25 protein-coding genes are annotated in these 24,538 nt (G+C 35.3%); 14 read left to right on the forward strand and 11 right to left on the reverse strand.

Features of this window, described 5'->3' with window-relative positions:
* The first annotated feature begins 48 nt into the window (after positions 1–48).
* Genes ABYK18_RS00240 through ABYK18_RS00260 form a run of 5 tightly spaced genes read left to right on the forward strand, consistent with a single transcriptional unit; the run spans position 49 to position 4,488 of the window.
* Entirely contained in the window at positions 49–948 is a 900-nt protein-coding gene (locus ABYK18_RS00240) for a protoglobin domain-containing protein (protein ID WP_373034520.1), read from the forward strand.
* Positions 926–2,134, forward strand: coding sequence for an NAD(P)/FAD-dependent oxidoreductase (locus ABYK18_RS00245; RefSeq protein WP_373034521.1), 1,209 nt, complete (start codon positions 926–928; stop codon positions 2,132–2,134). Before ABYK18_RS00240 ends, ABYK18_RS00245 begins: the two co-directional genes overlap by 23 nt.
* A 31-nt stretch (positions 2,135–2,165) precedes the next feature.
* Positions 2,166–2,720: a LemA family protein gene (locus ABYK18_RS00250; RefSeq protein WP_373034522.1), complete on the forward strand. Its 555-nt coding sequence runs from the start codon at positions 2,166–2,168 to the stop codon at positions 2,718–2,720.
* Positions 2,721–2,725: 5 nt separating this feature from the next.
* Positions 2,726–3,688: a DUF3137 domain-containing protein gene (locus ABYK18_RS00255; RefSeq protein ID WP_373034524.1), complete on the forward strand. Its 963-nt coding sequence runs from the start codon at positions 2,726–2,728 to the stop codon at positions 3,686–3,688.
* On the forward strand, positions 3,685–4,488 hold the full coding sequence (locus ABYK18_RS00260; RefSeq protein ID WP_373034526.1) for an EI24 domain-containing protein: 804 nt from the start codon (positions 3,685–3,687) through the stop codon (positions 4,486–4,488). The genes ABYK18_RS00255 and ABYK18_RS00260 overlap by 4 nt, the downstream gene beginning before the upstream one ends.
* On the opposite strand, the gene ABYK18_RS00265 is transcribed toward ABYK18_RS00260, so the two are convergent.
* Positions 4,489–6,570: an ATP-dependent helicase gene (locus tag ABYK18_RS00265; protein WP_373034528.1), complete on the reverse strand. Its 2,082-nt coding sequence runs from the start codon at positions 6,568–6,570 to the stop codon at positions 4,489–4,491. It abuts the gene before it with no gap.
* 186 nt (positions 6,571–6,756) lie between these two features.
* Here ABYK18_RS00265 and napG point away from each other — a divergent pair, with 186 nt between their 5' ends.
* From napG to ABYK18_RS00295, 6 genes are all read left to right on the forward strand, one after another.
* Positions 6,757–7,572: a ferredoxin-type protein NapG gene (napG, locus tag ABYK18_RS00270; protein WP_373034530.1), complete on the forward strand. Its 816-nt coding sequence runs from the start codon at positions 6,757–6,759 to the stop codon at positions 7,570–7,572.
* Positions 7,565–8,386, forward strand: coding sequence for a quinol dehydrogenase ferredoxin subunit NapH (napH, locus tag ABYK18_RS00275; RefSeq protein ID WP_373034532.1), 822 nt, complete (start codon positions 7,565–7,567; stop codon positions 8,384–8,386). The genes napG and napH overlap by 8 nt, the downstream gene beginning before the upstream one ends.
* A gap of 3 nt (positions 8,387–8,389) precedes the next feature.
* Positions 8,390–9,337, forward strand: a complete 948-nt coding sequence (locus tag ABYK18_RS00280) for a hypothetical protein (protein ID WP_373034534.1) — start codon at positions 8,390–8,392, stop codon at positions 9,335–9,337.
* 88 nt (positions 9,338–9,425) lie between these two features.
* Positions 9,426–10,247 (forward strand): GGDEF domain-containing protein, encoded by an 822-nt coding sequence (locus ABYK18_RS00285; protein WP_373034535.1) that lies wholly within the window; start codon positions 9,426–9,428, stop codon positions 10,245–10,247.
* A gap of 21 nt (positions 10,248–10,268) precedes the next feature.
* Positions 10,269–10,688, forward strand: coding sequence for a hypothetical protein (locus ABYK18_RS00290; RefSeq protein WP_373034536.1), 420 nt, complete (start codon positions 10,269–10,271; stop codon positions 10,686–10,688).
* Between the two features lie 65 nt (positions 10,689–10,753).
* Positions 10,754–13,375 carry a valine--tRNA ligase gene (locus tag ABYK18_RS00295; protein ID WP_373034537.1) on the forward strand — a complete coding sequence of 874 codons (2,622 nt, stop codon included), beginning with the start codon at positions 10,754–10,756 and terminating at the stop codon, positions 13,373–13,375.
* Between the two features lie 20 nt (positions 13,376–13,395).
* Here ABYK18_RS00295 and ABYK18_RS00300 read toward each other — a convergent pair whose 3' ends face one another.
* Positions 13,396–13,959: a YajG family lipoprotein gene (locus ABYK18_RS00300; RefSeq protein ID WP_373034538.1), complete on the reverse strand. Its 564-nt coding sequence runs from the start codon at positions 13,957–13,959 to the stop codon at positions 13,396–13,398.
* 126 nt (positions 13,960–14,085) lie between these two features.
* On the opposite strand from ABYK18_RS00300, the gene ABYK18_RS00305 reads away from it, so the two are divergent.
* On the forward strand, positions 14,086–15,624 hold the full coding sequence (locus ABYK18_RS00305; RefSeq protein ID WP_373034539.1) for a SulP family inorganic anion transporter: 1,539 nt from the start codon (positions 14,086–14,088) through the stop codon (positions 15,622–15,624).
* On the opposite strand, the gene ABYK18_RS00310 is transcribed toward ABYK18_RS00305, so the two are convergent.
* Entirely contained in the window at positions 15,621–17,186 is a 1,566-nt protein-coding gene (locus ABYK18_RS00310) for a hypothetical protein (RefSeq protein WP_373034540.1), read from the reverse strand. The genes ABYK18_RS00305 and ABYK18_RS00310 overlap by 4 nt on opposite strands.
* Positions 17,131–17,853, reverse strand: a complete 723-nt coding sequence (flgH, locus tag ABYK18_RS00315) for a flagellar basal body L-ring protein FlgH (protein WP_373034541.1) — start codon at positions 17,851–17,853, stop codon at positions 17,131–17,133. The genes ABYK18_RS00310 and flgH overlap by 56 nt, the downstream gene beginning before the upstream one ends.
* Positions 17,854–17,919: 66 nt before the next feature.
* Between flgH and ABYK18_RS00320 the strand changes: the two genes are divergently transcribed.
* Positions 17,920–18,363 (forward strand): GatB/YqeY domain-containing protein, encoded by a 444-nt coding sequence (locus tag ABYK18_RS00320; protein ID WP_373034543.1) that lies wholly within the window; start codon positions 17,920–17,922, stop codon positions 18,361–18,363.
* A gap of 52 nt (positions 18,364–18,415) precedes the next feature.
* Here ABYK18_RS00320 and trpC read toward each other — a convergent pair whose 3' ends face one another.
* From trpC to ABYK18_RS00340, 4 genes are read right to left on the reverse strand one after another with little or no spacing between them, the layout of a single operon-like run.
* On the reverse strand, positions 18,416–19,201 hold the full coding sequence (trpC, locus tag ABYK18_RS00325; protein WP_373034544.1) for an indole-3-glycerol phosphate synthase TrpC: 786 nt from the start codon (positions 19,199–19,201) through the stop codon (positions 18,416–18,418).
* Positions 19,198–20,490 carry a hypothetical protein gene (locus ABYK18_RS00330; RefSeq protein ID WP_373034545.1) on the reverse strand — a complete coding sequence of 431 codons (1,293 nt, stop codon included), beginning with the start codon at positions 20,488–20,490 and terminating at the stop codon, positions 19,198–19,200. The genes trpC and ABYK18_RS00330 overlap by 4 nt, the downstream gene beginning before the upstream one ends.
* Positions 20,483–20,875 (reverse strand): YkgJ family cysteine cluster protein, encoded by a 393-nt coding sequence (locus tag ABYK18_RS00335; protein ID WP_373034546.1) that lies wholly within the window; start codon positions 20,873–20,875, stop codon positions 20,483–20,485. Before ABYK18_RS00335 ends, ABYK18_RS00330 begins: the two co-directional genes overlap by 8 nt.
* A complete protein-coding gene (locus ABYK18_RS00340; protein WP_373034547.1) occupies positions 20,863–21,558 on the reverse strand; it encodes a tRNA1(Val) (adenine(37)-N6)-methyltransferase in 696 nt (231 codons plus the stop codon). The genes ABYK18_RS00335 and ABYK18_RS00340 overlap by 13 nt, the downstream gene beginning before the upstream one ends.
* 78 nt (positions 21,559–21,636) lie before the next feature.
* Here ABYK18_RS00340 and kdsB point away from each other — a divergent pair, with 78 nt between their 5' ends.
* On the forward strand, positions 21,637–22,353 hold the full coding sequence (kdsB, locus tag ABYK18_RS00345; protein WP_373034548.1) for a 3-deoxy-manno-octulosonate cytidylyltransferase: 717 nt from the start codon (positions 21,637–21,639) through the stop codon (positions 22,351–22,353).
* Positions 22,354–22,370: 17 nt separating this feature from the next.
* On the opposite strand, the gene ABYK18_RS00350 is transcribed toward kdsB, so the two are convergent.
* The 3 genes from ABYK18_RS00350 to rpsO form a co-directional block, all read right to left on the reverse strand.
* A complete protein-coding gene (locus tag ABYK18_RS00350; RefSeq protein WP_373034549.1) occupies positions 22,371–23,156 on the reverse strand; it encodes a response regulator in 786 nt (261 codons plus the stop codon).
* A gap of 75 nt (positions 23,157–23,231) precedes the next feature.
* The gene (locus ABYK18_RS00355) at positions 23,232–24,062 is read right to left on the reverse strand and encodes a protein-glutamate O-methyltransferase CheR (protein ID WP_373034550.1); all 831 of its coding nucleotides are present in this window, start codon (positions 24,060–24,062) and stop codon (positions 23,232–23,234) included.
* Positions 24,063–24,215: 153 nt separating this feature from the next.
* A complete protein-coding gene (gene rpsO, locus ABYK18_RS00360) occupies positions 24,216–24,491 on the reverse strand; it encodes a 30S ribosomal protein S15 (RefSeq protein WP_373034551.1) in 276 nt (91 codons plus the stop codon).
* Positions 24,492–24,538: the final 47 nt, after the last annotated feature.

The raw sequence follows: 24,538 nt of genomic DNA on the forward strand, positions 1-24,538 counted from the left end.
GCGCAGTACAATCTAAACAATTAACATACCTCAATAAAAGTAGCCAAGATGCAACAATATAGTGATTTAAAAGCTCATTACAAGTTTTCAGAAGAAGAAGCACAACTCTTAAAAGATTTGCAACCAAGAATGGCAGAACTTGCCGATACTTTTATAGATGAATTTTATGACCATATTTGGGGGTTTGGAAAAACTGCCCAATTCTTAAAAAACAAAGAAATAATCACTCATCATCGCAAGAAAATACAAGAGTGGTTCATTAACCTATTTTGTGGAAACTATGATATATCCTACTTTACATACCTATATAAAATAGGAGAAGTTCATGTGAAGATTGGTCTACCTACACATTATGTAAACTCTGCCTTTAACTTTGTTAGAACATTTATCCTGCAAAATATTGAAGATAATTTTCAAAACAAAGAACAACACATAAAAGAGATAAAGGCTATTGAAAAGATTATAGATATGAATCTTGATGTACTTACAAGCTCATACAGAGAAGAAGAACTAAGCAAATTTCTATCTTTATCAAAATTTGAAAAAACAATTTTATCAGGTCTAAAAAAATTCAACTCTTATATTAATTTCTTTCTTGCAGGAGCATTAGCTCTTGTTGCTTTTTTTGCTATTGGCTTATTTTGTTATGATGTTTATCTGCTCTTTTTCTCAAATATTGGAATAGAAAAAGGTATTTTAACTGTTCTTGGGAGTTTACTAATCTTATGGGCGGCTCTTGAGTTAATTCACGAAGAGATACACCATCTTCAAGGTAAAGGCTTTGCCATAAGTGCCTTTATTATGTTGGCAATGGCGGCACTTATAAGAAAGATATTAATCTATTCATTATCTTCTGATAAAGCTGATGATTTATTGGTTATAGGAACTGTAATAGTAGGTTTGTCCATCGCCTATTGGTTGGTTAATGCAAAGAAGAAAAGTGTCTAAAAAAGTAGCCGTTATCGGAGGTGGAGCTTCGGGACTTTTGTGCGCCATATTTTGTGCAAGAGCATCTTGTGAAGTTGATGTTTTTGAACAAAATTCAAAGTGTGCCAAAAAGATTTTGGTCTCTGGAAACGGTCGCTGTAACATTACAAACAAAAACTTATCCACACATGACTTTTTTAGTGATAACCCGTCATTCGTTGCAGATGCACTGCAGAGTTTTGGCTTTAAAGAGTTTAGCCAATTTGCATCTAGCATAGGTCTGCTTTTAGATGTTAAAGATGACGGCAGAGCTTATCCGCTTAGCAACGAGTCAAAAAGCGTAGCTTCACTTCTACTCTCTCATGCTACAAACCTTGGCGTTAAAATCCATACAGACAGTAAAATAACTGATATCAAAGAACTGCTAAATAGATATGATTCGATCGTTGTCGCAACAGGCTCGGAAGCGGCGGAGCATCTGGGCGGAAACTCTAACGGATATGAGTTTGCAAAAGAGTTCGGACATAACATCATCCCGACCTACCCTTCGCTTGTGCAATTTCATCTAAACTCTAGCATTGCTCACAAGATGAGCGGAGTAAAAACGGTTGCAGATGTGACCCTTCTTATAAACAACAAAAAAGATATCTCAACTCACGGTGATGTACTTTTTACGAACTACGGAGTCTCTGGTTTTGCAATTCTTGACATCTCTCAAAGAGCAAGCGTGGCTTTGATGGAGTATGCAAAAGTAGATATCTCCATAAATCTGCTTCCCTCATTTAACGCTCAAAAACTCTCGACTCACATAAGCAACCTGGCAAAGTCCATGCCCGAGTTTTCTGCTCTTGATGTCTTAGCGGGACTTGTTCCTCTAAAAATAGCTCAGGGACTGCTTCAAAGTCTTGAACTACCGCAAAATACAAGTGCGCAAGATATCCACACAAAACTTAGCAAAAAAATAGCCAACCAGATGCTAAACTGGCGTTTTGAAGTTACCGATACTCATGGTTTCCGTCATGCCGAAGTCAGCGGCGGAGGAGTTGACACGACTGAGATAAACCCAAAGACCATGGAGTCTTTAAAACAAAAAAACCTCTATTTCTGCGGAGAAGTGTTAGACGTTCTAGGAAAACGCGGTGGATATAACTTCGCTTTTGCCTGGGCAAGCGGCTATTTATGTGCAAAAGATATAACAAAGTCATAGTTTGATAAACTACATTAAAAAGGATTAAGAGATGCCGACAAGTTTAATTGTATTAATCGTTATTGTTTTAGTTTTAGTTTTTATGTACAACTCCTTGGTTGCAAAGAAAAATCAAGTTGAAAATATATTTGCAAGTGTTGATACTGTTTTAAAGAAAAGATATGATCTCATACCAAATCTTGTTGCAACAGTCAGCAAATATATGGAGCATGAGAAATCACTTCTAAGTGAAGTCACAAAACTGCGCGCAGAAGCAAATAAGCCTAACATAAGCGATGAACAAAAAATAGCTCTGGATGCAAAAGTAAGTTCAGCCCTTGGTTCCATCATGGTCGCAGTTGAGAACTATCCTGATCTTAAAGCAAACGAAAATGTTATGCATCTCCAAGGCACTCTGCATGAAGTCGAGGAACAAATATCTGCTGCTAGACGTGCTTACAATCAAGCTGTTACGGACTACAATAACGCTATAGAGATGCTGCCTACAAACTTTATGGCAAGTGCTATGAACTACAAAAGAAAACAGGTCTTTGAGATAGTTGAGACTGAGAGAAAAAACGTAAATGTCAAAGAGCTCTTTAACTAAGCTTCATGAAAACAACCAGCGAGTTAACTGATTTTTACTACAAAACTCTCCACCCTACACTTCAAGAGCTCGAAATTGAGAGAAAACATCTGCGCCACAGGATTATTGTCGTAGGCGTTATCTACTCTTTGATAGTTTTATTGTTGGCTATTGCAATAGCTCCGCTTGTCAACGAAACTTCCAATTTTATTTATTTTACCGCTTTTGGTTACTTTGCTCTTGGAGCCATAATATATAAATTTCTTATCAAAGACTACACGTCCGTATTTAAACAAAATATTATCAAACCGCTTATACATGCCATAGATGAGAAACTATCATATAACAGCGAGCATCATATATCAGAACATCTCTTTAAGCGTTCAGATTTATTCGGTGTGCCCGACAGAATGAACGGAAATGATTATGTTAGGGGAAATATAGACGGCACAAACATAGAGTTTTCTGATTTGCATGCCGAGAAACGTCATAAAAATTCAAAAGGCAAAGACAACTGGAGCACTATATTTAAAGGGCTCTTTATAGTTGCAGAGTTCAACAAGAACTTTCACGGCAAGACCGTCATACTTCCAGACACTGCACAAAGCACTTTTGGAAATCTCATAGGCAACTGGCTGCAGTCAAACAACTTCAGCAGAGATGAACTTGTAAAGATGGATGACAACAACTTTGAGAAAGAGTTTGTAGTCTACTCATCTGACCAGATTGAAGCTAGATATATTCTCTCTCATGCACTTATGAAAAAGCTTCTTATTTTTAAAGACAAATCTAAGCGTCCGGTATATATCTCTTTTATAGGCAATCATATCCATATGGCTGTGTACTATGACAAAGACCTTTTCGAGCCGTCTGTATTTCGTTCACTATTAGAGTATAAAATAGCAATGGAGTATGTAAAGACCCTTCACTTGGCTATCTCGATTGTAGATGAGCTGAAACTAAACCAAAAACTTTGGAGCAAACAATGAACGATATAAACAGTGAAAAAAATCTTATACTCCTAAGTATACAAGACTTCTTTACAACGCAGATGCTGAAATACTCTCTGGCACCTTTTATCATCACAATAGTGCTTATGTACATTATTTTCTTTGTTGTAGCTGGCATTGGAGTTGAGAGCATGGGACAGATGCAAGTTCACACCAGTGAGACTACTATGCAAAACGGAATTCCGCATACCGAGAGTGTCAGCGCCATGCTTGAAGGTTCTGCTATAATTCAGTTTTTGATGAGCTATGCCATCACCTCTTGGATAGCGACTTTTCTTATCTACGCAATCGGAAGTTTTCTGATTCTTTACGCTTCAATATTCATAGCCGTCTTAGTCATCGGTTTTTTAACTCCCTTTGTCTTAAAAGAGCTTCAAAAAAGACACTACAACGATATTGAGATGATTGGATACTCAAACATCTTCTCTGGATTGTTTTTAGTTCTCAAGTGGACAGTTACAATGTTGCTTTTGTTTATATTGTTAATCCCATTTTACTTTATACCGCTTGTAAATGTCATAGCATTTAATCTGCCCCTGTATTACTTTTTTTATAAGATGATCACATTTGACATCTCTTCAAATATCTGTACAAAAGAAGAATACAAAAAGATACACTATTTCTCAGGCAATAAAATAATACTCAAAACTTTAGCTCTTTATATCATTTCCCTAGTGCCGTTTGCTATCTTCTTCGGTGCTATTTACTATGTGATTTATCTTGGTCATACTTACTTTTTAGAAGTAAGAAAGATTCGTAATGAAGTAGTAGTTGCCTAACTACTCTTCTTCTTTATCCATCTCTTTTTCAAGCAAGGCTCTAAAGGCTTCATCTTTTGGAACAAGCCCGGCTTCATATAAAAACTGAGATGCTATAAAGTTTTGTTTTTTTATCTTGTCGTATTTTGCATAACTAAGATACAGGATATCTTTTGCCCTTGTAACGGCTACATAAAAAAGTCGTCTCTCTTCATCGAGCGAACCGCCTCTTTGCATCAGCTTTCTGTTTGGAAACCTACCATCCATCAAATCAACTATATAGACCTCTTTATATTCAAGACCTTTAGATGCATGGACACTTAACAAGTTTACGCCCTCGCCCTGAGTCAAATCGGACGAGCCTAAAATCATGGCATTTAAAAATCTATCATGCTCTGAATACGGTTTGGACAACTCTTCTAAGAGCATCATCTTTCTTGTAATTCTTGTCATTGACTCAGCTTTTTGCTGTTCATCAATAGAACCGTCTTTAAGCTGTGCTCTTTTGTTTGATAGAATCTCGGCAATATACTTAAACACCGCAGATGCAGCTATTTTGCGGACAACAGTTTTTGGCTGTTTTACACCTTTTAGATCACGAAACAAAAGATAAAAATCATGCAAAAATGTAGCACTGTCTTTTGTCAGTTTTGGATGCTTTAAAATAGGGTTTTTCATAAACTTGTCTTCAAAGCCGAGCTTTGCAAATTTTCCTACTGCGCCAAGTTCCAAAAAGTCGTCAAAGAGACCAAGCTGATGATTTAGTTTTCTCTTCTCAAAAGGATTTTTAATAGACTCATCAGGAGCATAAAGACCGTAAAATATACTTCCGTGTCCCAGATTTTTTAAAGCTATATATATCTCTTTTGCCATTGCACTGCCGATACCTCTGGCAAACTCAAAAAGATGGATAAACGACATCATATCAGACTCGTTTACAAGCAGAGTATAAAAGTCTAAAACCGCCTTTACCTCTTTTGAATCAAAGAAACTTGTCCCTCCTTTTCTCTTACAAGGGATGCCAAGCTCACGAAGCCCTACTTCAATGCCATCAGCAGAAGAGTTGTTTCTAAATATGACTGCTATCTCTTCTTGAGGCGTGTGAGTATTTCTTATCTTTGCGGCAATTGCATGGTATTGGTCAAAAAGTTCATCGTATGCTAAAAGTGTCGGTGAAGAAGCTTCTTGGTTTCTTGTCACCTCCAACTGCTTTGGATAGATGCGTTCATTATGTTCTATCACTCTCGTAGCAAGTGAGAGTATCGGTACGGTTGAACGGTAATTTTTGGTAAGTGTATGTACAACGGCATCCGGATATTTTTCAGAAAATGAACCGATTATGGAAATATCGGCACCGTTAAAAGCGTAGATGCTCTGATCATAATCTCCAACACAAAACAAAGACGGTGGCTTCATTGCTTCTATAAGTGTACCTTGAAGAGCATTTGTATCTTGATACTCATCTACGAGAACTTCTTTATAACCCAACTCTTTTGTTTTACATATATCTCTGAAATTTAGAAGCAGATCATTAAAATTTACAAAGCCGTACTCTTTTTTCAGGGCTTCAAACTCATCGACTATATCTGCATATATCATTGCAAACAACTCATGTTCCGGATAAGTATCTACTATCCAGTCTTCAAAGTTTTTTTGCAACTCTGTGTTTTGATAAAAAGAGTACAGATCATATAGATAATTTCCGCCATAAGGCATTATCTCAGCACCGATATGATCAAACGAACGTTTCTCAAACACACTTCTAAATAGGGTCTTAAGTTCACGTTGCTGTTTTAAAACCACTCTTCCGTCAAGTTTTTTAAGCCATCTGTAACTAACAGCATGAAAAGTACCTGCATCTATCTTTGAGGCTACCTCTTTACCAAAGAACTCTGCCACCCTTTCCACCATCTCAGCTGCTGCTTTATTTGTAAAAGTAAGAAGCAAAATTTCTTGAGGTTTTACATTGTTACTTAAGAGATGTGCGATTCGTCCTACTATGGTAGATGTCTTTCCGGTTCCCGCAGATGCAATGATTAGATTTTGTGATTGATTTGAAGTAGCTGCAATATATTGTTCTTCATTTAAACGAGATAACGGCAAATATAAACCCCTGCACAAAATTTTAAAAGTGTGATTATACTAAGATAAACTTCACTATATTTTATTCACTATCCAATCATCAGATAATTATAAGTATAATTAATATTAAATCTATATTTAGTTTTAAAACTTCACAGACTATAATGATAACGATTAGATATTAGTATTTTATCAGGGGGCGTGTAAATGAAAAAACTAAACTCTCCGGATAGACGATTTTTTCTGCAAAAAATAATGCAGGGAGTCGGATACAGCGCATTTGGCATTATTATGTGGAGTGCTTATCTAAATCAGGCACAAGCAAAAAAATTAATTCTAAGACCACCTGGGGCAATCGAGGAAAAAGATTTTGTCTCAACCTGCATCCGTTGCGGAATGTGTATCCAAGCCTGTCCCTATGATGTTTTAAAACTCTCTACTATATCAGATACCATTTCCATCGGAACTCCATATTTTACCCCAAGAAAAGAAGCCTGTCATCTGTGTCCTGATATACCGTGTGCATCGGCTTGTCCGACTAAGACTCTTGATTTGAATCTATTGCGGGTTGATGATAAACTATCTATAAACAACTCCAGGATGGGTCTTGCGACAATCAACACAAAAACCTGTCTTGCCTATCTTGGACTGCAATGTACAATGTGTATCCGTGCCTGTCCACTGGCTGATACGGCGATTGTTCTTCATAATGAACGTAACCCACGCACAGATATGCATGCTTTTTTAAAACCTGTCGTAAATCCAGACTACTGTACCGGCTGCGGCATGTGTGAACATGCCTGCCCTACAACAGTCGCTTCTATTCAAATTCTTCCACTCTCTCTAAGCAAAGGTGATATCGGTTCTCACTACGTAGTAGGATGGAAAAAGGAAGATGAACAGAGGTTGGATGTAGCCAAGTCAACGGACATAAAAATACAAAGAACCAAAAGAAATGAAAAAAGCGCAATAGACAATGTCAATGATGTAGACGGCATCTTAAAAGGACTTTACAATGAATAGCTTTTTGTATAGAAATCGCTTTTTAATCCCAAGAAGATTAACACAATTATTGATAATGACTTTATATTTTGGAGCCAATGCTTATGGTTGGAATATCGTAAAAGGTGATTTAAGCAGCTCTATAGTCTTTGGTTTTATTCCTCTCTCAGATCCATTTGTAGTGTTACAGATGTTTTTTGCTGGTGCGTTTATATCTGCCAATATTCTTATGGGTGTTGGGGTTGTACTATTTTTCTACGGCGTTGTAGGAGGCAGGTTCTTTTGCTCTTGGGTCTGTCCCGTAAACATAATAACCGAAACAGCTACCTGGCTAAAAAAAAGATTCAATCTTTTGGAAAAAGAAAACTCTATTTCATTTAGTCGCAATATTCGCTATTGGGTAATAGCCATAACCCTTATATTGTCATTTATATTTTCTATTGCCGCATTTGATATGATTAGCCCTATCGGCATCGCTCATAGAGGTATTATTTTTGGCTTTGGTTTTGGCTGGTTCTTTCTTCTTGCCATTTTTATCTTTGATCTTTTTTCGCAAAAATACGGTTGGTGCGGACACATCTGTCCGCTAGGCGGTTTCAATGCACTTATCGGCAAATATTCTCTTATAAAAGTTACTCACGACAAGGACAAATGTTTATATTCTATGGCTTGTTTTGAAGCCTGTCCAGAAGTTGAGATACTAGATATGGTTGGAATGACCAGCAAACCAATCACAGGAGCCGCTTGTATAAAATGCGGACAATGTATAGAGTCATGTCCAAATGATGCTTTTAAAGTGTCTGTTGTAGGTCTGGCAAAACAGTTAAAAGGATAATCAATGAAACTCTTAATACACTTATTTCTTCTATCATTGTTAAGTCTTTGTGCAAAAGATATTGAACCCTATAAATTTATACAGGCGAGTGAAGCAGTTTCGGACTTTGTAAAAGTAGGTGGCAAGCTAATAATAGGTACAGAGGAAGGAATCATTGATATATATGATTTAAAAAAAGACAAACTGACAGATCAGGTGATACTTAAAAAACAAAAAAGCATAATGGGTGATAATATACGATCATTAATTTTAAGTGTTGATTATCTTGATGGAAAACTTATTTTTATAAAACGTTTACTAAGTACAGTAAGAGAACTTTATATTTATGAAAATAAAAAACTGACAAAATTGCTTGATGAATCTAAAGGTATGGAGTTACAAAAGATAAAATTCGTAGATGCAGACACGATTATGATGGCAACTATGGATAATGCACTTATTCTCTTTGACTTAAAAAATAAAAAAATAAAATACAAGAAACAACTCAATTTAGCCAGTTTTTCGGACTTTGCAATAAGTGAAGATAAAAAATATATTTTTACGGCTGATGAAACACCTCAAATAACAAAAATAGAAATTAAAAGCGGCAAAATTATAGATGTATTCAATAAAGCTAACAAAAGAGATGTTTTTTCTATTGATTATAAACATGGATTGCTCCTAAGCGGAGGTAAAGACAAACGTGTAATCTTGTATAAAACACCTACATCCTACAAGATGACTAAAGGGTCTTTTTTCATCTACGCTGTTGCACTGAGTCCTGATGGTTCAAAAGCAGCTTTTGTTAAAAATGAAAATAGTGAAATCTCTATTATTGACACCCAAACTCTTGAAGAAAAGCATCTATTAAAAGGTCATAAACAAACTGTTTTTAAAATTGATTTTCATACTTCAAATGAATTAATAACGGCAGATGAAGCAGATAAACTTATGTTATGGAAATTAAAATAGGCATGTACTTAAAATGTCATCTTTAAATATGTAATAGTTTTTTATGTGTTATAATTACGGTATACTTAATATACTAAAGGTACAAGGTATGCAAGCCAACAAAGAAGCGTTAAAAATTATCTCCAATGAAACAAAGCACTCTATAGATCAACTCGCAGTTGTGACTCCTAGTATGTATGCTTCGATCTTTGCTAAATATGCCAATAATCACAATACTGATATAACAGATGAAAAAGCTCTTGCCAAAGATTTACTTCTTATGGAATGCTCAAATTTAACAGATTTACAAAATCAAGCTTCCAAAAGTGCAATGCAGTTAAGCGCAAGCACAAGCAGAGCTATTGATGCAATTAAAGAAAAAGATGAAAAACTACTAAATACAGTACTAAAAGAGACTGAAAATTTACGTCGTGAAGTAGAAAAATTAAAAGAATCAGTATATAAAGATGAACTTACAAATGTACAAAACAGGAAATGGCTTCATGACCATTTTGTACAAGAAGATTCTGAGGCTTTAAAAGAGGCAGGAACTCTTGCTATCATAGACTTAAATTATTTTAAAATTGTCAATGATACTTTCGGTCATATTATTGGAGACAAAGTTCTTATTTTTATAGCCAATCAACTCAGAAAGACAAAACATAGTGTAATAAGATACGGTGGAGATGAGTTTGTAGTTATGTTTTCAAATAAAGTCTCTCAGGCAAAAGCGATTGAGAGTTTAAATAGCATTAGGGATGATATAACATCAAAGAAACTAAAGGCACAGGAAGCTTCGTTTCATGTAAGTTTTTCATTTGGTGTGAGTGAATTCAAAGCTGGAGCAAATTTATCAGAAGTCATTACAGAAGCTGATAAAAACATGTATAAAGATAAGATAGCGATTAAAAAAATAATTACCGGAATATAAAAGTTTAAAAGGAATGTTTAAATGTCAAAAAGACCATTCTTACACACTGGTCTTTCTCAAATAGAAACAGCTCAGTTTCTAGTTGAAAGACTGCAGCCGCCTATAGAATATTTGACATATAACATTAGACGTTACCATGTGCCCATCAGTCTGGTTTTGTTTTATACACAAGAAGATATATCTAAACAGATAAAGAAAAATATGAGACTGACAGATGTATTAAAGACAATAAAGATAGGTGGGTCTTACTTTAGTTTTGTATTTTTATTATTTGCTGAAGAAGTGGATAGTTATACCTTTATAAAACATGTCGAGAAGACTGACCTAACTAATATCAACAGTTTTTTTCATTTTGAACAACTAAAACCTACCGTACATAATTATTATAATTTTATAAACTCTTATCTTTTTGAACTTGAGAATAAAGAAACCTTCTTCTAAGCAAATACTCACCTCTTTTTAGATATAATCGCGAAATTTTAAGCACTATTAACAAGGCGATACAGATGTCAAACGGCTATGAACCACAAAATATAGAAAATCAATTTTACAAAATCTGCGAAGATAGAAAATACTTCGAGGTAGACGGGAACAAAGCAATCCAAGAAGAAGGAAAAAACTTCTCTATTATGATGCCACCTCCAAATGTGACAGGTCGCCTGCACATCGGTCATGCACTTACTTTTACACTTCAAGATATTATCACCAGATATAAAAGAATGGATGGTTACAAAACACTTTGGCAACCGGGAACAGACCACGCGGGAATCGCTACTCAAAATGTTGTAGAGAAACAACTTTTAGCCGAAGGAACAACTAAAGAAGAAATAGGCCGTGAGAAATTCTTGGAACGTGCATGGGCTTGGAAAGAAGAGTCTGCAGGAATAATGACAGATCAACTTCGTAAAATGGGTGTATCTCCTGCATGGGAACGTGAACGTTTTACTATGGATGCGGGACTTCAAAAGTCGGTTAAAGAGGCTTTTGTTCATCTTTATAACGAAGGCCTTATAATTCGTGGAAACTACATGGTTAACTGGTGTACACACGATGGTGCACTCAGTGACATCGAAGTAGAACACGAAGACCATGACGGTAAGTTTTATCACATCAAATACCCTTTTGCAGACGGAAGCGGACATGTAGAAGTTGCAACAACAAGACCTGAGACATACTTTGGCGATACTGCGGTAATGGTTCACCCTAATGACAATCGTTACAAAGACCTTATAGGTAAAAAAATTCGTCTTCCACTGCTTCAAAGAGAAGTAACTATCATTGCTGATGAGCACGTTGATATGGATTTTGGAACAGGTGTGGTAAAAGTTACTCCTGCACACGACCAGAATGACTACGAAGTCGGAAAACGTCATGACTTGGAATTCATAACAGTATTTGATGAAAAGGGTATTTTAAACGATTATGCAGAAGAGTTTAAAGGTCTAGAGAGATTAGAATCTCGTGATATCATTGTAAAGCGTCTTGAAGAAGAAGGCTATATGGTTAAAATAGAAGACCATAAACATCAAGTAGGACATTGTTACAGATGTAAAAATGTAGTAGAACCGTATATCTCAAAGCAGTGGTTCGTAAGAAGCAAAGTAGCCGACAAATCTATAGAAAAAACTAATAACGGAGAAGCAAAGTTTTTCCCTCCGCACTGGATAAACTCCTATAACTCTTGGATGGGTGATTTAAGAGATTGGTGTATCTCTCGTCAGCTTTGGTGGGGACACCAGATTCCGGTATTTTACTGTGATGATTGTGACCATGAGTTTGCATCTCAAGAAGAAGCTCCATCAGCGTGTCCTAAATGTGCCTCTAAAAATCTCACTCAAGACCCTGACGTCCTTGACACATGGTTTAGTTCTGCTTTATGGCCGTTCTCAACTCTAGGCTGGGGTAACGGCGACTCTGAGATGGATAAACTCTTCAAGTCAGATGATATGAAAGATTTCTATCCAAATACTCTGCTTATAACAGGTTTTGATATTCTTTTCTTCTGGGTAGCGAGAATGATGATGATGGGTGAAAGCTTTAACGGTGAACTTCCGTTTAAGCACATCTATCTTCATGCTCTTGTGCGCGATGAAAAAGGTGACAAGATGAGTAAGTCCAAAGGAAACGTAATCGATCCCCTAGACATGGTTAACAAATACTCTGCAGACATTTTACGTTTCACTCTTGCAATCAGCGCAGCTCAAGGTCGTGATATAAGAATGAGCCAAGAAAAGCTGGAGTTAAACCGTAACTTTACCAACAAACTTTACAATGCATCTAAATACCTTCAGATGAACGTAGATACTTTCCCTGACATGAAAGGATTCTGTGTTGAGAGTGACCTAGGTCGTTACATGATGTCTCGCCTAAACTTAGCTACAAAAGAAGTCCGTGCTGCCCTTGATGAATACAAGTTCAACGATGCTGCGACAGTTATGTACAGATTCCTTTGGAATGAATTTTGTGACTGGGGTATCGAGCTAAGTAAAGCTGACAAAGGTGCCATCGTAGAACTTGGCGCAATTTTTAAAGAAGCTATGAAACTTCTTCATCCTTTTATGCCTTTTATTACAGAGTATCTTTACCATGAGCTATCTGGAACTTCACTTGAGAATGCTGAGTCTATTATGATATCTCCATACCCAAGCAAGACCAAACAGAGAAAAGAAGAGAAAAAGTTTGAAATTATCATGGACGCTATTGTATCTATCAGACGCGCAAAAGTTCTTGTTGATTTAGCTAATCAAAAAATAGAAAAAGCATTTGTTAAAATCGACGGAATCTCAGATGCAGATAAAGAGATGATGCTTCCATTCATCGCTAGACTTGCTAAGGTAACAGAAGTAGAGTTTATTGAGACTAAGGTTGAAAATGCAGTAAGCGATATAGCCGATACTTGTGAGACTTTCATACCTACTGATTCTATTGATTTGAGTTCAATCATCTCAAAACTCTCTAAACAAAATGAAAAACTACAAAAAGAGATTGATAAACTTAACGGTATGCTAAACAATGAAAGATTTGTTGCTAATGCACCTGAGGATGTACTGGTGAAAAATCGCGAAGCACTAGCAGATGCACAGACTAAGCAAGTAAAAGTACAGGAACAATTAAACTCACTTAAATAATTTTAAGTGAGTTTAAAAAATCAATGTTTCGTTAATCTTGAAACAATACTATTGATACTGTCTGAAAAGAGTTCATTTAAAAACGGCTCCATATCTTTAGATCTGTATGATGGACCTATCCACTTTGATGCTGAAGGTTTAAAGTTTTGAGTAATAGTCTCATTGCCTTTTTTAATAATAACTTCTAGTTCAATCTCACCCTTAATATTTTTATCAAAAGTTTTATCATTATGAATGAGTTCTATATTTTTTATACTTATGCTCATTACTAAGTCTGCATTAGAACCTGAGCCAACTTTAAACCCAGCTATACGAAGTGCACTACTTAAGCCGTCTTTATAATTTTTCGCAAAATCTTCAGTACTGAAAAGATTTATAGTTTTTATACCGTCTTTAAGAATATAACCTATAGTTCTTTTATCGACCCTTACATCTTTTACCGACTCAATAAAGACACTTTTTTTCTCTTTAGAAATCTCGCCCGTATACTCTGCGTTATATGAAGAGAGATTTATCGATTCGTTCTTATAAGAACACCCACCTAAAAACACTACAACTGCTACCAAATATAATATACTTTTCATATCATCTATCTCCTTATTTAACTTATCTTAAGTATAGCATAGCTTCTTAACTATACAAGCAAATTTTCATTACTCTTTAGATATAATCGCGAAAATTAAAAATACTACCTTTAAGGCATCTCTCAATTGTTTGATTTAAAAAAATACTCATCTGCCAATATCAAAAATGATATTCTATCTGGTTTAGTTGTAGCTGTTGCATTAGTTCCGGAAGCTATAGCATTTAGTTTTATTGCAGGAGTCAGTCCTGTTGTCGGTCTTTACACTGCTTTTATCCTAGGTCTGATTACTTCTCTTATCGGTGGTAAGCCAGGTATGATATCCGGTGCTACTGGTGCTGTCGCTATCGTTCTGGTCGGTCTCAGCCTAGAAGCAAATGCACTTCTATCATCTCAGGGTTTAGCTGGAGAAGCTCTTGCCATGGGAGTTCTTCACTATATCTTACTTGCTACTATAGTTGCAGGTTTAATCCAGATAGCAATTGGCATGCTCAAACTTGGTAAATTTATACGCTTGGTTCCTACTCCCGCAATTCACGGCTTTGTAAACGGTCTAGCTATCGTCATCGCTACCGCTCAGTTCAAGTTTTTTGATGGACAAGGATATATGATGTATATCTTAGTAGCTGTTACAATGCTTATCATGTATATTCTTCCTAAGTACACAAAAGCTGTTCCGGCGGGTTTAATTGCTATCATAACTATAACATTAGCAGTTTATTTTGCCAAAGTAGACACACTTTTGCTTAGCGGTTTAGCAGATATGAGTCAGTTTGCAGGACAACTTCCTTCATTTGTTATACCAGAAAAACTATTGAGTCTAGATGCCATTATCATGATTCTTCCATATGCCGTAATCGTTGCTCTTGTTGGTATTATAGAATCACTGCTTACTCTCTCTGTTTTAGATGAACTCAGCAATACTCGCGGTTCAGCGAACAAAGAATGTATCGCTCAAGGTACTGGAAATATTACTTGTGGTTTCTTTGGAGGTATGGCAGGTTGTGCTATGATTGGTCAAAGCATCATCAACTATACATCAGGCGGTATAGGAAGACTCTCTTCATTTGTTGCAGCAGTAGGTCTAATCACTTTGGTCGTGTCAATGTCTGGTGTTTTAAACGCTATTCCCGTAGCTGTCTTGGTCGGAATCATGTTTATGGTTAGTATTGGTACTTTTGAGTGGTCTAGCTTCTCCCGTTTGAGCCGTATGCCAAAAACTGATGCTTTCGTAATGCTAGCCGTTACAATCATTACAGTCGTTGAAGATTTGGCTATTGCCGTTATAGCAGGTGTGATTATCTCTGCACTTGCTTTTGCCTGGAAACATGCGAGAATCTTTGCAAAATTTCACACAGAAGCAGACGGTACCAGAGTCTATGAGCTTGAAGGTCCGCTTTTCTTCGGTTCAGCTACTACGTTTGCAGATAATTTTGATATTCCAAATGATCCTCCAAAAGTAGTCATAGACTTTAAAGATGCAAGAGTTATGGACTCTTCAGGCGTGGAAGCGATAGATGCCATAACTAAAAAATACGAAGATGCAGGTAAAAACCTTCTTCTTCGTCACCTATCAGCAGACTGTAAAGCAATACTTAAAAAAGCCGGTCCACATTGTGCATACGAAGAGGACGATCCTACTTACAAAGTTGCATATAATTATTAATCTTTTCTAACTACTACAAAACTCTCAGGCATGAGAGATTTGTATTTTGGCATGCTCTGACCGATACTGGCATTAATATATGTAGGATCGGCTATAATTAACTTTCTTCGCCCTGTTTTTACACTGTCACCTTCCATAGGAACATAAAGAGCCGTCGCCATATGATCTTTGTATTTAACACCTACAACACTGATGCCAAAGAGCTCCTTTACAAGATAAGAAAAAAGTACAGCTCTATCTTCACAATCCGATTTATCAAAATAAAGTGTCTCGTTCGCAAACATAACCTTTTCTCTTCCAAACTGTTGATCGTCTCTTTCATACTTGAAAGATTTTTGTACAAAATGAAGTACAAAGTTCATTGCATCTCCTGCTTTTTTCCCATCAACATATTTCTTTATATCTTTTGCAATCGACTCATAAGTCCTGCTGTCTATCGGAGCATTAAAATACGTTTCATAATCAGCTTGCGGATATGTAGACATAAAATCTATAAGATTTTTGTTATACTCAAACGAAACACTGTATTTTTTCCCATAATCACTGAAAGAAAGTGTTTTTTGCTTCATATCCGACATGAGATTTGGAAGTGTTTTCAATGAGAGATCCATCGGCTTATCCGCACCTGGGTAGTTTTGTTTATATGAATATAATCTGCCTACACTTCCTTTTGCATAATTAGCAACTACGTAAAACTTTTTATTTGAAAAATTATAGTTTGGAGTTGAATAAATTGTTTTTTTAGAATAATGCATTAAAATGATATGTCTTTTGGCAAGTCCTACTTTTACAGCATATCCAAGCTTATTAAATATGAACCAGCTAAGAAGGTTTGAGTTATCTTGATCTTTGTATACATTTTTTGCAATATCTAAAACAAGCAGATATACCCCCCAGTCGTTTAGATTCATAACACTACTTACTCTTTTTATCTCATTGATCAAACTATCATATTCGCTTGATGCAACACTGTCAAAAAAGTTTCTAATACCTTCTTGATTTTGGGGATAAAATTTTGCCTTTTTAATACCTGAGGACACATCAAAACCAAGCTTAGAGCCGTAAAAATCAAAATTTATATCTTTAGAAACAACCTTGACTTTTGGCTCTTCTTTTTTAGGTTCTATTTTTACAATTTTGATTTGTTCTTTAGGAGTAACAATTTCTTTTTTAACTATTTTTTCTTTTACTTCTGGTTTTTTTACTATTGTAAATTCTTGAACAGGTTTTGGTTCAACATGTTCAATTTTTTTAACTTTAATACTTATCTTCGGTCCGACACTTTTGATTTTTTTAGGTTTTGCAGAAGGTATTTCTCGCGGTTTCGGTTTTTCATATAATGGTTTGCCTTTGTAAACATTGTAAGCTTCCCACTGTTGTTTTAGATACTTATTAAAAGCATTGTCACGTTCATCTTTGTACTTGGTAAAGGATTCAGCTTGAGACCGTTTAAAATCTTCAAAACTTTGAGCACTCAGTGCAGATGCACAGAGCAGAATTACTATACTAAAATGGCCAAGCAGCCTGAATAATTTTGGTTCCCCATCCTTGTTTTGTCGCACGGTCCACATCCCCCTGAGTTCTATAAAGAATTTTAGCTTCGCTCATCTGAGCAGAAGTTATTTTGTTATATTGGTCTATATCGTAAGGACGAATAACACCACTGATTTGAATAATCTGCTTTTGATCATCAACCAATATCTCTCTTTTGCCAGAGATAAAGTAGTTTCCATTTTGTAATACTTTTACTATTCTGGCAGAAACAGTCGTAGTAAAAGAAGCATCTTTTGAAGCACTGCCGGATCCTGAAAAAGCGCTGGTAGAACCTCCCGTAAAGCCTATGTTAGATAAGCCGTTAAGCTTATTCGCGTATGCACTGACAGCGGGATTTCCTCCAGTTGCGGTAAATGCACCGCCACCTAAAGTACTGCTATCTTCTTCACTTAAATCTTTTGCCGCACTGGTTGAACTTGTTGCTGTTTCAGATATCACTACTCTGACTATATCATTTACATGCATCGCTTTATGATCTGAAAACAGAGGGTTATCCCCCTGCCCGAAGATACTTCCTGTTGAGACATAATCCTGCTTATCTTCTTTAGCCGGCATCTGTTCTACATATGCGGGAGGCGCAAAGTCTATCTCTGGATCTGTAAGATTTGCTGTACATCCAGATAAAAAAAGTATAGCATAAAAAGGCATGACGAGTATTAAAATTAGTTTTTGCATTATTGTCTCATTTATAAATAATAGATTTTGCTATAATACCAGCAATAATAGTTCCAAAGGATATTTATGACTATAAGAGAAACGATCAATCAAGATGTAAAAGATGCTATGAAAGCTAAAGATACAAAAAAAAGAGATGCTCTTCGTCTTCTTACAAGTGCATTTAAGCAGATAGAAGTTGATGAGAGAAAAGAATTAAACGATGATGACGTTATCAAAATAATACAGACTCAGGTAAAAAGAAGAAATGATGCCGCTTACCAATACAAAGATGCAGGCCGTGACGATTTGATGCAAATAGAACTTGATGAGATTGCTTTTTATACTCCATACCTTCCTGTTCAGCTGAGCGATGATGAACTCTCATCTGCGCTAAAAAATATAATCTCTAAAGTTGGCGCTACGACTGCTAAAGATATGGGAAAAGTCATGGGAACAGCCAGTAAAGAGTTAGCCGGAAAAGCTGATGGAAAAAGAATCAGCGAGTGTGTAAAAACACTACTTCAATAATCTAACACCTCTTCTCACACCTCTCCTGAGGCGTGAGACATCACTCTACTTTTTAACCAAACTTTAGTTTTCTAAGAGCTGCTTCCTCATCATCTTGACGCATTAGAGACTCACCTACCAAGAAGGCATCTACACCTGCTTTACTAAGATCCTCTAACTGTCCATGCTCATAGATGCCGCTCTCAGCCACGATAATTTTACCGTTTGGAATCATTGGAATCAACTCGTATGAGAGATTCATATTCATCTCAAAAGTTTGAAGATTTCTATGGTTAATGCCTATGATATCACTTCCTGCATAAATAGCTTTTACCAAGTCTGACTTGTCATGAACTTCTACCAAAGCTTCCATCCCTAGATGTCTTGTATATCCTAAAAGCTCTTTTAGCTCTTTTTTACTAAGTGCTGCAGCAATCAGTAAAATAAAGTCTGCACCGTGAACCATTGCCTCTAATATCTGATATTTTGAGACAATAAAATCTTTTCTTAAAAGCGGAATACCTACATATCTTCTGATGCCGCCAAGATAATCCAGTGAACCTTGAAAAAAGTGAGGCTCTGTAAGTACCGATATAGCACTCGCCCCTCCTCTCTCATAAGCTTGAGCAATTGCTAAAGGGTCAAAATTCTCACGTATGACACCCTTAGAAGGAGAAGCTTTTTTTACTTCTGAGATAATTCTATACGGATCTTCCTCCGTCGCTTTTAAATAAGGAAAGACATCTCTTGGAACTCTTGCATTAAAGGCAAGTGAACGACCAAGCCAGTCCATTGAAAACTCTTTTTCCCTTTTTACTAAATCTTCTTTGGTCTTTTTTATAATATCATCTAGAATCATTTTTTATTTTTACCCTTGTTTTTTTTATTTATACATTCATGTATAGCTTTTTCATGTGCGATTACTTCAGAATCATCCCCACCATCTAACTTTCTTACTTCAGAAATGATTTTGTACGCTTTTTCACAATTGCCTAATTTATAATATCCCCAAGCAAGAGAATCAAGATAAAAAGCAGAGTTAGGCTGTAGTTTTAATGCCTCTCTTATATACTTCATACCGCCTTTAATATCTATAGAATGGTCTATAAGCAGATAACCTAGGTAGTTTAAATATAGTGGTTTTTTTTCTGCGCTTACTGCTTCTTTTAATTTTTCAATAACAGAGTCCTGCATCTTCTTGTCGGCTTTGTTTTTATTACTCTCATATTCAAAGATTGCACTTTGCCCCAAATAGTTGGCATCTCCTGTCTCTTCATAAAGAGTGTTTGCCAACTTTGAAGCTTTTTTATAGTTTTTTGCATTTATATACACCTGCAAAAGCAGTTCATTGTCGCTTTTACTTTTTTCTAAAAAGCCCATTAGTTTAATGTACTCTTTTTTATAAGCATATATCTGAACTATTTTCTTTGCAATATTATCACTTTTTTCCATCTCATAATATCTTAAATATACGGATAAAAGAGAGTCAATATTGTTTTCATTTGAGTAAAAACCTATAAGTCTTGTACATATGATCTTTGAACAGCCGTGTATTCTTGCATGAGTCTCAAGCTGTGCGATAGCTTCTTTATTTCTTTGCAGATTTACATATAAAATGATTGACATTCTATCTAGTATTTTTTCATTGTAATCTTTAGTATATGCACTCTCAAGATACTTTAACGCCGTGTCGTATTTTTTTTGTTTTACATATATTTCACTGACTAGTATATAATCATTGACTTCTTTTGATTTTTCAACCAGTTTTATGGCAAGTACTCTGGCTTCTTCAAACTTTTCATCCCCTATAAGGGCAATTATTTTTAGTCTAACAAGCTTAAAATCATCCATGCTTCCATCTGTTACTGCATCTATTTTAGCAACAACCTGTGCATTTTTATGCAGAGTTAACTCGTTTTGAAGGGATTGGTAAAGATACTCTTTTTTATCTGATTTTTCATACAGAGAGTTAAATATAGTCGCAGCCGATTCATAATCTTTTAGCTGTTCAGCCCTGAGTGCAAATAAAATATATATATCTTCTTCTGCAAAGGTCTTTTCATACGGTTTTGGTGCAGGGCTGCCTAACCCACCGAAACATCCGCTAAAAAGAAGTGCTAAAAACAGAGTTATAAATATTTTAATCATCATTGTTTCCTATTATTATTCCAGGGCATTCTTGTTGCAATTCATCTACTCTGTGCTTATAATAATCCCAAAACGGGAAAGTTATGCACTGAGACGGACGAGCTTCATAAATCTTGCAACCATTTATATCTCTATCATAGAAGATACACTCGTGTGAGTCATTATACTTTATCTCTTTGATAGAATACTTATAGCCCTTTTTAAAAAGATACTCATTAACAAAATCTCTAATATCTAAATCTAATAATTTACTAATTTCTTCTATTTCACTTTTAGTTACATAAATGTAACCGCTCTCACCAGTACAGCATCTACCTTCGCAGGTGGAACAAGCCGAAGCGTCAAAAGCATACTCAAAGCCCTCTTTTTTAATTACAGATGACATTTTATACTCTGTGTTGAAGCTTTTTTATAGATGCGCGCTGCATCTTTGGAAAATTCACTTCCATCAAAGCTTATCAGCGGCTTATGGACATTCATAAGAGATGAAGAGCCGTTTCTAACATGCAACATTACTAAAGTAGCTCCTCTGTCTGCTTTTGGATGCACAAACTGAACATCCACTACTCTTAACTTTACGCGATCCAGTTCTGCACATATTAAACCAAACTGCGATGCATCATAACAAAAAATAAAATGGGACCTAGGTTTTAAGAGCCTTGAGACTTTTTTAAAAAATGCTTTTAAAGGTAAGTTGATATTATACCTTGCATTGAATAACATCTCATTTTTACTTACCGAAACATTGTCATGATAGAACGGAGGGTTGGATATTATGTAGTCGTACTTTACATTTTCATCAAGGTCTAGAAAGTCAGTTTTATGAATCTTATATTCTATTTTATTTACTCTTGCATTGATAGTCGCATACTCTACAAAAGCATCTTGCTTCTCAACTGCTTCAAGTTCTACTTTTGGATTATCACGAGCGACCAACAGCCCTACAATTCCACATCCTGCACCAACATCCAACATTTTGCCTTTTGGATTGAAAGAGTCTATAAAATCATATAAAAAAACTGAATCACTGTTATAACAGTAGCCTTCTTGAGGCTGGTAGAGGAGCATAATTAGAGTACCTTGAAAACATTTTGGATATAATTTTGTTATTATATCTCAAAGCTATTAAATAAAGGCATTTTTACTATGATTATTATTCCGGCACGACTGGCATCTACAAGGTTTCCGCAAAAAGTTCTGGCAGATATAGGTGGTCTGCCTATGGTTGTCAGGACTGCCAAAGCTGTTTCTCATATTGACAGAGTAGTAGTGGCTGCAGATGATGAAAAAATCATTTCTACCTGTAAAGAACACGGTGTTGAGGCGATGCTTACTTCTACAACTCACAAAAGCGGCACGGACCGTATAAATGAGTGTGCCAACATCTTAAAACTCGATGATAATGAGATAATAATCAATGTACAGGCGGATGAACCTTTTATAGAGCCTGAAGTTGTGGAGTCACTTATAAATAAACTCAAAGAGCTTCAAGAAAAAGATGAACCTTTTATAATGGGAAGTTGTTACAATGCTATCAACGCAGAGTCTGCAGAAGATCCGAACCTTGTTAAAGTAGTTTTAGACGATAAAGACAATGCAATATATTTTTCAAGGTCTCTCATACCTTACAACCGTAGCGGAAGAGCTACTTATTTTGGGCATATCGGAATCTATGGATTTAGTAAAAAAAGTCTAAAAGAATTTTGTAACTTAAGTGACGCGCCGATAGAAGATATCGAAGGTTTGGAACAACTTCGCGCTATTTACCATCAAAAAAAGATAACTATGTTAAAAGTTTCAAGCACAGGTTTTGGTATTGACACGCCGGAGGATTTAGCCAGAGCTATAGAAATATTTCTGTAGCCTCTAAAATAAAGTTTTTAAACTGCCCCGGCATCTGACTCAGGATAAACTTTACAAAGCTCAAAAGATATTTTTGAATCACTGATTTTATATTCACAATCGGGTTTGTTTTTACTTAAAATAAGTTTGACTACATTTTCAGGCAGTTCATCTATTTTCGTCAAAGTGAAATATTGTAATTTATCTGATTCTTCTATGTAGATGCTGCTTTCTATAGACAATTTCACCTGCACTTCTGCAATAGAAAATATTGTTCTGACAACATCACTTAAAAACTCATTCTTCTTTGTTATATTTAGAAGAAAAAACTCCCAAAATTCAGATAATGAATCTTCTGATTTTATAATAAAATTTGTATGTCTCGAATATATCTCATTTGTAAAAATATTTATAGATTTGGAGTTCAGCTTTTCATGTCCTCTGGATTCTATGAGAGTGATATAATTTTCCATTCTGCTTGAAAAGATATTGGCATCTATGGGTTTAGATATATAATCTTCTGCCCCAATATTTAGAATCTCTTTTTTTCTATCACTATCATCAAGTGCGGAAACTGCTATAATCATTATCTCTAAGTCAGTCTCTCTTATGATTCTGGTGGCTTCAATACCGTCCATATCAGGCATCATTATATCCATGAAGACAATATTAAAATTACCTTTTTTACATTTTTCTACTGCTTCTAATCCATCAGTAGCTTCATCAATCATAAATTTAACATCATGTTCGACTTCGTAATTTTGCAAAAAGAACTTTAATATTACCCTGTTATTTGCATTATCATCAACTATTAGTATATTCATACTTTAATCCTTTTGATTAGTTCTTTTACACACTGATTATACCTCAATGAAGTGGAACAAACAAAAATTTATCTTCTATTTCTGATAAAATAAAGTGTTATCTATTTTTTTGGCCTTAAAAACAGATACTATTCTATCCATATTTTCGGCATCTCCCAAAAAAATATAGCCGCTTGGATTTAACATGTTATAAAATCTCATTGCTACTTCTTCTCTTGATGCATCATCAAAATAAACAAACATATTTCTTGAAAAGATAATATCAAATTTACCAAGTTCTCTCATCTGAGTTTTATCAAATACATTTACTACCCGAAAATCCACATTTTCTTGAAGTTTTTTATTAAGCTCATAATATGAATTCTTTTTCTTAAACCATTTCGATAAAAGTTCTTTAGGTATGGCTTCAACTGAACGTTCAGTATAGTTTGCGCTTTTAGCTTTTTGTATAACGGCAGAATTAATATCTATTCCTATAATTTCAATATCTCTTTTTTTTGAAACAGCGTCTTTTTCAACTATATGAAGAGCAATAGAGTATGGTTCTTCTCCAGAAGAACAAGGTGATGATAATATTCTTATTCTTTTTGGATCTCTCAAAGATTCATTTATTTTTGGCAATATTTTGTTTACTAAAACCTCAAACTGATTTTTTTCTCTAAAAAAATAGGTTTCGTTTACAGTAAGGCTGTTTATAAGTTCTTGAAATTCCTGCCCATCATGATCTTCAAAACGAAGCTTAAAAAAATACTCTTTAAACTTTTTAAAATCAAGCAGAGATGCTCTTGCATCTACATATTTAGCCAACTCTTCATAGTATTTGTACTCTTGGAGATATATTCCGCTTTTTCTATAAATAAATTCACTGATCTTTAAAAAATCTTCTTTTGATAAAAGATATGACACTACTGCCCTTTAGCACAATTTTTCTTCTTGTATAGCTTACAGTCTAGGCACTAAAAATAAATTTAAATATATGGGATGTTTTTTAAGTGAGTGTGGGATTGTTCTTAAACTCCTCATGCAAGAGGAATCTAAGATATAGAGTATAAAAAGTAATTAGATGTTATCTCTAATACCTAAATCTTCTACTAGTTTAAGATAAGCGTCTTTATCTTTTCTTTTGAAATATTTCATTAAACGACGACGCTGACCAACTAGTTTAAGTAAACCTAGTCTAGAAGCATGATCTTTTTTAAATATTTTTAAGTGCTCTGTTAATTCACGAATTCTTTCTGTTAAAAGTGCAATTTGAACTTCACTTGAACCTGTATCACTCTCTGAGCGACCGTATTTTGTTACAATTTCTTGTTTTTTAGCCGAATCTAAAGCCATAATAGCCTCCTGATGGGTATAATAATCTAACGTTTATACACAATGTA

It is taken from the genome of Sulfurimonas sp., from assembly GCF_041563495.1.
Lineage (GTDB): Bacteria > Campylobacterota > Campylobacteria > Campylobacterales > Sulfurimonadaceae > Sulfurimonas.